Consider the following 2728-nt stretch of genomic DNA (forward strand, 5'->3'; position numbering starts at 1 on the left):
CATCGAGGTCCACGCCGGCAAGTTCACCGGACAGGAAGCGCGCCTCAGCGCGCGAACTGTCTCCTTCGGCCGCCGACGCTGGCATCGCCAGATTCGCCGACGCTAGGGCGGTAACCGCCCCTGCGGCGACGGCGCTCGTGAGCAGCCGTCGACGCCCCTTACTTTCAAACGTCATGCCTTCTCCCCTAGGCAGTACCCAAAATGGCGGTCGCGGCCGGTGTAACACAGACTTCTACCGCGACGTGACCTAGAGACTATCGGGATGAAGTGCGCTTGTCGCAGGTCAAACGATCATCCGTTTGGTCATAATTTCCGACCTTCCGGGGGCTTCCGCGTGAGGAATTACGTAAGTCGTTATATGGCGCGCTTAGTTGGCTATTTCGGACATTTACATCGTCGCGTACCCGCTCTCACACATCGACACAGTCGGGCCGCGGCTGAAGCCCCGGTTCCGCGAACGCTTGACGTGGAAACGGCCACGACGTCCCGGCCGGCCGCCGAACATCGAGGACAGCCAGTGGTCGGCAGCGAGTCACAGTCCACCGGACAAAAAGCCTGCCCTGGCAGAATCACCGATGGCGGCATCAGACGCAGCCGGACGGACAATCGGCCGGGCACCCACGAACGCCGGTCGCGGAGCTCATGAAGGACTGGACAGTCAACCGATCGGCATGCCGAAAGTCGACTCAGTCATCATTTGGGCGGCTGTTGGTTCCGCTCGCCGCGCCGACCACTTCCCGAGCCTCATCACCAGTGGCATCTGATGCCACATGTGCATCATTCACCGGGCCGCTTTCTGTCTCTTGCGAACTGTCGGGAATGACGTGTCTCTTGCGCTCATCACGTTTCATCCGGAGCCAACGCTGAAATCCCTCGTATGTGGTATCTCGGATAAAGACCGCATCGGCCGCCATGATGAACAGTGAGAAGAACGGCAACCCCATAAACACGCCGATCCCCGCATGCATAGCGGTCACGCCGAGCAAGGCGAGGACGCGAGTGGTCCGCCGCAGAAGCATCAGCGGGAAGAAGAGCTGGATGAACACCGAGAAGTAGGTAGCCAGCATGACCCCCAGCGCATTGGACGTCAGCAGGTCGCTCAGTGCCGGCCAAGGCGCGTACATGCCGATCTGCAGTGGGTAGTAGATACCCGTTCCGTCCTGCCACAGATCACCCTGGATCTTGTACATCGCCGATGCGACATAGATGATGCACACCTGGGTGGCCACGGCGAGCAGCGCCAGGTTGTGCAGAAGCGTCGCAACCTTGGTGACGTTCTCACGCAGCTCGGGCCAGATCGGCAGCCGGAACGGGCTGTGCCATTCACCCGCCGCCTGCTTCGCCCGTCGCCGGGCATCCAGCGACCATCGCCCCGAGAGATCGGCGAAACACATGTAGAACAGCATGATCCGGAAGATGTTGTCGCTCTGGTCACCGTAGATCGGTTGAGACTCAATCAAGCTCGCCCACAGCACCAAGAGGATCGGGGCAATGATGCGGGTCCGCCAGCCCAGCACGAACAGCACCAGCACCACAGCCATCAGACCAAGCTTGAGGTCCAGCTCAACCTGGCTGCTGCCGCCAGAGAACATCGTGAACGGCCAACTGAATCCGCCGTTGTCGTCGATCAGTTCTAGCCAGCGTCCCGCGTCGCCCCACAGGTAGTGCCGGTTGAGCCAGTTCGCGGCCAAGAACCCGAGCGCGGTCACACCGAACAGAATCCGGACTACGGCGAAGCCATACGTCGCTCGTCGACCGCCGAGCAGCCACTGTTCGCCGAACCTCATCTTGCGACCCACATGCTTGTCCCACAGGTCCGGTGTCGTGGCCGGGGCTGCGGCCTTCTGAGCATCGACCACATCGCGAGTCATGACGCAAACCTCTCGATCGCTGCGGCGAATGCCTCGCGGTCTTGCCCGTCGAACTCCACCATCGGACGTCGTCCGAACTCGCGGACTCGCGGATTCCGTTCCCTATCGACGTGCCGCTCATCGAATGGAGTCACGCTGCGATCCTCGGTCTTGAACTGTACATACTCGAGCCCTGCATCAGCGCCCCACCACGCGTACGCAAACTGTGTCGCATACGCGGTGATCGTCTGGTCGTACCGGAGCACATAGGAGATTCGCCCCGACGGGCTGTGGCCATCCAGACCCATCATCCGGTCTTCCAACCGATCCCATGCGTCGTCGTGGTAGTGCGCGGCGAGCGCTTCCTGCTCATCGCTGTTGAGCTTCCCATGCTGGCGGCCTATCCGGCTGGCGAGCTGAATGGTCACTTTGCCGGCCCGCGAGGCAAAGAGATTGTGCGTGATGGCGGCCTGCGTTTCAAGCTCGCTCACATTCACCCATTCCGTAGCGCGCTCCGCGTCGTACCATCCGCGCACATACAGAATCCGCTCGGTACCGATGGGATTCGGCGCGAACAGACTCCAGTTCTGCTGGAAGAACGGCTCCATGTAGGAGTCGAGCGGCTCTTCCCACGTCTCCTTGGCGACGTTGTCCGGGCCGACGAAGATAGCTGTGGCTGCCAGGTGGGCCGTCAGCGCCGTGCCCAACACCGCCGCCAAGGCCTTCAGCCAGACCGGCTGCGTCTGCTGCATGCTCTGCCCCTTCATCTCGCATGGCCCGATGGCCTGCGCCCGGGCGACCCTAACCACCCCGCGCCCGTATCTTCCGCCCTTGCCCATGTACTCGTATCACGAACGCCGGTGGGCCCACACCAACCG

Annotated in this window: 2 protein-coding genes; both read right to left on the reverse strand. The window is 62.1% G+C overall.

The features are described from left to right. Nucleotides 1-686: 686 nt before the first annotated feature. A complete protein-coding gene (locus ELR45_RS31820) occupies nt 687-1709 on the reverse strand; it encodes an HTTM domain-containing protein (protein ID WP_165368279.1) in 1023 nt (340 codons plus the stop codon). Between the two features lie 158 nt (nt 1710-1867). Further along, on the reverse strand, nt 1868-2602 hold the full coding sequence (locus tag ELR45_RS31825) for a DUF5819 family protein (RefSeq protein ID WP_129669862.1): 735 nt from the start codon (nt 2600-2602) through the stop codon (nt 1868-1870). Nucleotides 2603-2728: the final 126 nt, after the last annotated feature.

This window comes from Phytoactinopolyspora endophytica, from assembly GCF_004138495.1.
GTDB classification, from domain to species: domain Bacteria; phylum Actinomycetota; class Actinomycetes; order Jiangellales; family Jiangellaceae; genus Phytoactinopolyspora; species Phytoactinopolyspora endophytica.

What these genes read in the sequence shown, in the direction of transcription:
- ELR45_RS31825 (WP_129669862.1), bottom strand. Translation starts at nt 2,602, where the DNA reads ATGCAGCAGACGCAGCCGGTCTGGCTGAAGGCCTTGGCGGCGGTGTTG.